This is a genomic window from uncultured Aquincola sp., assembly GCF_964001545.1.
Taxonomy (GTDB): domain Bacteria; phylum Pseudomonadota; class Gammaproteobacteria; order Burkholderiales; family Burkholderiaceae_C; genus Aquincola.
This window is the reverse complement of record NZ_CAXFDV010000418.1, coordinates 1-6,464: the sequence shown is the minus strand read 5'-3', so window position 1 is coordinate 6,464 and position 6,464 is coordinate 1. Positions and strand designations below refer to the sequence as shown.

6 protein-coding genes are annotated in these 6,464 nt (G+C 70.5%); 1 reads left to right on the top strand and 5 read right to left on the bottom strand.

What is annotated here, in order from left to right:
* Positions 1-228: 228 nt before the first annotated feature.
* Positions 229-2,238 carry an ATP-dependent DNA helicase gene (locus ABNT58_RS14250; protein WP_348754124.1) on the bottom strand — a complete coding sequence of 670 codons (2,010 nt, stop codon included), beginning with the start codon at positions 2,236-2,238 and terminating at the stop codon, positions 229-231.
* A 70-nt stretch (positions 2,239-2,308) separates the two neighbouring features.
* Positions 2,309-2,512, bottom strand: coding sequence for a DUF465 domain-containing protein (locus ABNT58_RS14245; RefSeq protein WP_348754123.1), 204 nt, complete (start codon positions 2,510-2,512; stop codon positions 2,309-2,311).
* A 45-nt stretch (positions 2,513-2,557) separates the two neighbouring features.
* On the opposite strand from ABNT58_RS14245, the gene ABNT58_RS14240 reads away from it, so the two are divergent.
* A complete protein-coding gene (locus tag ABNT58_RS14240) occupies positions 2,558-3,394 on the top strand; it encodes a protein phosphatase 2C domain-containing protein (protein ID WP_348754122.1) in 837 nt (278 codons plus the stop codon).
* Positions 3,395-3,409: 15 nt separating this feature from the next.
* Here ABNT58_RS14240 and ABNT58_RS14235 read toward each other — a convergent pair whose 3' ends face one another.
* From ABNT58_RS14235 to lpdA, 3 genes are all read right to left on the bottom strand, one after another.
* Entirely contained in the window at positions 3,410-4,096 is a 687-nt protein-coding gene (locus ABNT58_RS14235) for a hypothetical protein (protein ID WP_348754121.1), read from the bottom strand.
* Positions 4,097-4,107: 11 nt separating this feature from the next.
* The gene (zapE, locus tag ABNT58_RS14230; protein ID WP_348754120.1) at positions 4,108-5,205 is read right to left on the bottom strand and encodes a cell division protein ZapE; all 1,098 of its coding nucleotides are present in this window, start codon (positions 5,203-5,205) and stop codon (positions 4,108-4,110) included.
* A 40-nt stretch (positions 5,206-5,245) separates the two neighbouring features.
* On the bottom strand, positions 5,246-6,464 hold a 1,219-nt coding region (gene lpdA / locus ABNT58_RS14225), incomplete at its 5' end, for a dihydrolipoyl dehydrogenase (protein WP_348754119.1).

Genomic DNA, 6,464 nt, shown 5'->3' with positions numbered 1-6,464 from the left:
GACGACAGCACGCGGGTGCTGAAGCAGAACTTCCCGGACAGCAAGTTCCTGTCGGATGGCCTGCGCGAGCGCGAGAAGGCTTGGTGGCAGTTTTGGTGAATCCAGCCCCCTGACGCCGCCTACGCGGCGCCAGCCCCCCGGGGGGGCGGTGAGCCGCCCCTTGAGGCGGCTCGGCGGGGGGCTCACGGCTTGGGTCAACGGCTGCTGCGGCGGCCGTTGCTGTTTCCGCTACTCGTGCGCTTCGGCGAGGTGATGGAGCCAGTCGAGCGCTTCTTGCTCGCTGGTGGCCAGCGTCATGGGCGGTAGCGCGGCGCGCAGGCGGCGGCCGTAGTTCATCTGGGCCATGCGGGGGTCGCACACCACCAGCAGGCCGCGGTCGGTTTCGCTGCGGATCAGGCGGCCGGCGCCCTGCTTCAGGCTGATGGCGGCATCGGCGACGAACAGCTCGCCGAAGGCATTGCCGCCTTCGCTTTCGATGCGCTTGACCCGCGCTTCCACCAGCGGGTCGTTGGGCGGCGGAAACGGCAGCTTGTCGATCAGCACGCACTGCAAGGCATCGCCCGGCACGTCGATGCCTTCCCAGAAGCTTTGCGAGCCCACCAGCACGCTGGCCGGGTTGGCCAGGAAGCGCTGCATCAGCGCCCGCTTGGGCTGCTGGCCCTGCACCAGCACCTCCACGTCGCCACCCGCCCAGGCCAGCTCGTCGCGCAGCGCCTGGGCGATGACCTGCATCGCCCGCAGCGTGGTGGTGAGCACGAAGGTGCGGCCGCGCAGCGCACTGGCGCAGCGGCCGGCCAGCCGGCCCACCGCCTCGGCATGGCCGGGATCGTTGGGCTTGGGAAAGCGTGGCGGGATGAAGAGGCGCGCGTTCTCCGGGTAGTCGAAGGGGCTGCCCACGCGCAGCTTGGCCGCGTCTTCCAGGCCGGCGGCCACGGTGAACCAGCGCATCTCCTCGTCGTCGCCCAGCGTGGCCGAGGTGAACACCCAGGCCCGCGGCGCGGCGTTGCGCTGCTCGGTCAGCAGCTGGCGGATGTCCAGCGGCGCTTCGATCAACCGCGCCTGCTGGGCGCTCAGGTCCACCCAGCGCACATGGTCGGGCGTGCCCGGCTCCACGAAGTGTCGCGCCATCTGCACCGCATGCTCGGCGCGGGCCTGCAGCCGCTGCAGGTCGGGCTGGCCGTCGCTCACGGCTTCCAGCGCCTGCACCGCGGCGTCGAAGGCGGCGCCCACGTCGTCGATGGCGTCGAGGAAGGCGTCGTGCCCGGCCCGCTCGGCCCAGCGCAGCTTGAGGGCGGCATGCACCTCGCGCAGCGGGCCGACGGCGGCGATGCGCAGCTCACGCGCGGCGCGGTCGCAGGCGGCGGCCAGCGCCTGCCAATCGGCCTGGCCGCGGGCCAGCTGCTGGCCCAGACCCAGCAGGTCGCGCGACAGGTCCACCAGCTGCGCCGTGCCCAACGCGCGGCCCAGGAACTGGGTGCCCACGTCCACCAGCTGGTGGGCTTCGTCGAACACCGCCGCATCCACCGTGGGCAGCAGCTCGGCCACGCCGCTGTCCCGCAGCGCCATGTCGGCAAAAAACAGGTGGTGGTTGACCACCACCAGGTCGGCCGCCATCGCGTCGCGGCGGGCCTTCATCACATGGCAGTCGCGGTAGCGCGGGCAGTCGGTGCCCAGGCAGTTGTCGCGGGTGCTGGTGACCATGGGGATCACCGGCGAGCGCTCGTCCAGGCCTTCCAGCTCGGCCAGGTCGCCGCCGGCGGTGGTGGTCGCCCATTGCTCGATGCGGGCCAGCGCCCGCAGCGCGAAGCGGTCGGCCAACGAGATGGTCTGGCGCGCCTGTTCCAGCCGGTGCAGGCACAGGTAGCTGGCGCGGCCCTTGAGCAGCGCCAGCGTGACGGGCACCTGCAGCGCCTCGCGCAGGCGTGGCAGGTCGCGCAGGAACAGCTGGTCCTGCAGGCTCTTGGTGGCGGTGCTCACCAGCGCCCGCCGGCCCGACAGCAGCAGCGGCACCAGGTACGCAAAGGTCTTGCCGGTGCCGGTGCCGGCTTCGGCCACCAGGGCGCTGCGCTCTTCCACCGCACGGGCCACGGCCAGCGCCAGGCGCTGCTGGCCTTCACGCTCCATGTAGTGCGGGTCGGCGGCCGACAGCGGACCGTCGAGCGCGAAGGCGCGGCGCACCGCTTCAGCCAGGTCGACCACAGGCTCGGCCGGGGGCACCGCGGGCCAGGCGTCGGGCATCGCGTCGGGCACGACGTCGGGGTTGTCGGTCACTCGGTCAAGGAAAGAAGAAGGCGGGGGGATGACGGGCTCAGGCCGGCTCGGGCGGCTCCAGCTGCACTTCCAGCCGGGCGATCTGGTCGCGCAGCAGCAGCCGGCGCTTCTTGAGCCGCCGCAGGGCCAGGTCGTCGTCGGGCTGGGTCAGCGACAGGCGGTCGATCACGCTGTCGAGGTCGGCATGCTCCATCCGAAGCTCGATGAGCAGGCGCTGGGGCGAATGCAGGTTGTCGGACATGGCAGCCGGCCGAGTTTAGGCGACTCCTTCCCGTATATTGCCGTGATGTCCAGCGCCTTCCCCGCTTCCGCCCCCTCCCCCACGCCCACCGCCGCCACCGGCCACCGGCTGTCGGCCGCCACCGGCATCCACCGCGGCGACCGCGCCTACCAGCAGGACCAGGTCGAGCTGCTGACGCATGCCCGCGTGCCGGGTGTGGCGCTGGGCGTGCTGGCCGACGGCATGGGCGGCAAGAGCGGCGGGCGCAAGGCGGCCGATCAGGTGCTGCTGACCGCGCGCCAGCTGTTCGACCGCTTCGTGCCCGGCAGCGACGACGCTGCCGAGACGCTGAAGCAGCTGGTGCAGGAAGCGCACCTGATGATCAAGCTCACCGCCATCACTGCCGAGGAAGAGCCGCACAGCACGGTGGCCGCTTTCCTGGTGGGCGCCGACCGCAGCTGCCAGCTGGTGCATGCGGGCGATTCGCGCATCTACCACTTCCGCGGGCCGCATCTGGTGTCGCGCACCATCGACCATTCGTTCGTGCAGCGGCTGATCGACGAAGGCCGGCTGGCCGAAGAAGAGGCCAACAGCCATCCGCAATCCAACCTGCTGACCGGCTGCCTGGGCACCCAGCAAGACCCGCCGCTGACCCTGAACCGCATCGACCGCCTGGAAGTGGGCGACAGCCTGCTGGCCTGCAGCGACGGCCTGTGGCACTACTTCACCCCGCAGGAACTGGGCACCATCGTCGATGCGCTGCCGCCGCGCGAAGCGGCGGAGATGCTGATCAACAAGGCCCGCCAGCGCGCGCGGGGCGGTGGCGACAACCTGTCGCTGGCGCTGCTGCGCATCGATGCGATGCCGCGCGGCGGCGCCGCGGTGACCGGCGCCGCACGTTGACGGCCTGGGCCGCGTTCAGCGCGGTGCGCCGGGCGTAGGCAGCGACGGCGCAGGCGGGTCGCGCCGGTTGCGCTCCAGCACCTTGTCGCGGTGGGCCTCTGCCTCGGAAGCGCGTTGCGCGCGTTCCTTCACACGCTCGGCGGCGCGGGCCTTTTCGGCGCTGGCCTCTTCGGCACGGCGTTGCTGCTGCTGGGGCGACGGTGCCGCCGGCAGCAGCCGACCCGCAGAAGCCGACGCCGGTGCCGCGGGCGTGCGGGCGCCCGCGTCGGAGGCGCGCTGGGCCGCGCGCACGGCGGCTTCGCGCTCACCTTCGGCCCGCTCGCGCTGGCGCTGCTCGATGCCGGCCAGCCGGTCGGCCGCGCGCTGCTTGCGGGCGGCTTCGTCCAGCAGCAGGCGCTGGTTGCGCAGGCTCTCCAGCAGCTCTCGGCGCTCGGCCTTGGCCTTGTTGACGCAGGCGGTGACGACGAACTGCTGCCGGCATTGCGCCTCGCGTTCGCGGTAGCGGGCCTCGGCGGCGTTCTGCTCAGCGTCGATGCGCTGGCGCTCCTGCGCGGCCGAAGGCACGGTGGCCGCCGGCGGTGCCGAAGCAGCCGCGTCACCGGCGGCCGCGGCAGGCGCTGCCAGGCCGCCCATCGCGGCGCTGAACCCCAGCACCACACCACAGCGGCGGGCCAGCGGCAGCAGGGTCGGCCAACGGATCATGCGGGCGCCTTTCAGGTGATGCGGGTGTCGACGTCGCGCCGTTTCAGCGCCAGGAACTCGGCCGAACGCATCTCGTTCAGCCGCGAGACCGTGCGCGGAAACTCGTGCGCCAGCGGCCCTTCGGTGTACAGCTGTTCGGCCGGCACCGCCGCCGACAGGATGAGCTTGACCCGGCGGTCATAGAGCACGTCGATCAGCAGCGTGAAGCGCCGCGCCTCGCTGGCTAGGTTGGGCGGCATCATCGGCACGTTGGACAGCAGCACGGTGTGGAACTGCGTCGCGATCTCGAGATAGTCGTTCTGCGAACGCGGTCCGCCGCACAGCTGCTTGAAGTCGAACCACACCACGCCACCGGCCTTGCGGCGCGAGCGGATCTCGCGCTGCTCGATGTGCAGCACCGGGTCTTCGTCGCGCGCCTCGGCCAGCTTGTCGAAGGCCTCGTTCATCGCGGCGTCGGCCTCGGGCCCCAGCGGCGTGTGGTACATCGCCACCTGCTCCAGCGTGATGCTGCGGTAGTCGGTGCCGTTGTCCACATCGATCACCTCCATCCGCTCGTTCAGCAAGTCGATGGCGGGCAGGATGCGGTCGCGGTGCAGGCCGTTGGGGTACAGCCCCTCGGGCCTGAAGTTGCTGGTGGTGACGATGCTCACCCGGTTGGCGAACAGCGCGTCCAGCATGCGGTGCAGGATCATCGCGTCCGTCACGTCGGCGATGTGGAATTCGTCGAAGCAGATGAGGCGGAAGCGCCGCGCCACCCGCTTGCCCAGTTCGTCCAGCGGGTTCTGCAGGCCCTTGAGCTCCTGCAGCTCGCGGTGCACCTCGCGCATGAACTCGTGGAAGTGCAGCCGCGTCTTGCGGCGCAGCGGCACGGACTGGAAGAAGCAGTCCATCAGGAAGCTCTTGCCCCGCCCCACCCCGCCGACCATGTACACGCCACGCGGAATCGGCGGGCGGCGCAGCATGCGGGTAACCGCGTTGCTGCGCTGGGCCAGGTAGCTGATCCACTCGTTCTCGCAGCGCTCCAGCGCGGCGATGGCGCGCAACTGCGCGGGGTCGCTCTTGTAGCCGCGGGCCTGAAGCGCGGCTTCGTAGACCTGCCTGACCCCCATGGGCGTCAGGCAGGCAGGCCGTGCACCAGCCCGGCCGCCATCAGAAGTTGAGCGTGCGCTTGTCGACGGCGAGCGCGGCTTCCTTGGTGGCCTCGGACAGCGACGGGTGCGCATGGCAGATGCGCGCGATGTCTTCGGCGCTGGCCTTGAACTCCATCGCCACCACCGCCTCGGAGATCAGCTCGCTGGCCATCGGGCCGACGATGTGAACACCCAGGATCTCGTCGGTCTTGGCATCGGCCAGGAACTTGACGAAGCCGGTGGTGTCGCCCAGCGCGCGCGCACGGCCGTTGGCCATGAACGGGAAGCTGCCGGCCTTGTAGGCACGGCCTTCGGCCTTGAGCTGCTGCTCGGTCTGGCCGACCCAGGCGATCTCGGGGCTGGTGTAGATCACCCACGGGATGGTGTTGAAGTTGACGTGCCCATGCTGGCCGGCAATGCGCTCGGCCACGGCCACGCCTTCTTCTTCCGCCTTGTGCGCCAGCATCGGGCCGCGCACCACGTCGCCGATGGCCCACACGTTGGGCAGGTTGGTCTTGCAGTCGCCGTCCACCACGATGGCGCCACGCTCGTCCAGCTTCAGGCCCACCGCTTCGGCATTGAGGCCGATGGTGTTGGGCGTGCGGCCGATCGAAACGATCAGCTTGTCCACCGCCAGGCTTTGCGCGCCGCCCTTGGCGTCGGTGTAGGCCACCGTCACGCCACCGGCTTCGTTCTTGATCTCGCCGATCTTGACGCCCAGCTCGATCTTCAGGCCCTGCTTGGTGAACGCCTTGTGGGCTTCCTTGGCCACCTGCTCGTCCACCGCCGCCAGGAAGGTGGGCAGGGCTTCGAGCACGGTGACTTCAGCGCCCAGGCGGCGCCACACCGAGCCCATCTCCAGGCCGATGACGCCGGAGCCGATGACCCCCAGCTTCCGGGGCACCGCGCCGACCTTCAGCGCGCCGTCGTTGGACAGCACGTTGACTTCGTCGAAGGGCACGCCCGGCAGCGCACGGGCGTTGGAGCCGGTGGCCACGATCACATGCTTGGCCACCAGGGTCTCGGCTTCCTTGCCGGCGACGCTGATCTCGTAGCCGCCGTCCGCGGCCTTGGCGAAGGAGCCGCGGCCGTGGAAGAAGCTGACCTTGTTCTTCTTGAACAGGTACAGGATGCCGTCGTTGTTCTGCTTGACCACCAGGTCCTTGCGGGCCAGCATCTTCGGCACGTCGATGGACAGGTTGTCCAGGCCGATGCCGTGGTCCGCGAAGTGGTGGTGG

What these genes read in the sequence shown, in the direction of transcription:
- ABNT58_RS14250 (WP_348754124.1), bottom strand. Translation starts at nt 2,238, where the DNA reads ATGCCCGACGCCTGGCCCGCGGTGCCCCCGGCCGAGCCTGTGGTCGAC.
- ABNT58_RS14245 (WP_348754123.1), bottom strand. Translation starts at nt 2,512, where the DNA reads ATGTCCGACAACCTGCATTCGCCCCAGCGCCTGCTCATCGAGCTTCGG.
- ABNT58_RS14240 (WP_348754122.1), top strand. Translation starts at nt 2,558, where the DNA reads ATGTCCAGCGCCTTCCCCGCTTCCGCCCCCTCCCCCACGCCCACCGCC.
- ABNT58_RS14235 (WP_348754121.1), bottom strand. Translation starts at nt 4,096, where the DNA reads ATGATCCGTTGGCCGACCCTGCTGCCGCTGGCCCGCCGCTGTGGTGTG.
- zapE (WP_348754120.1), bottom strand. Translation starts at nt 5,205, where the DNA reads ATGGGGGTCAGGCAGGTCTACGAAGCCGCGCTTCAGGCCCGCGGCTAC.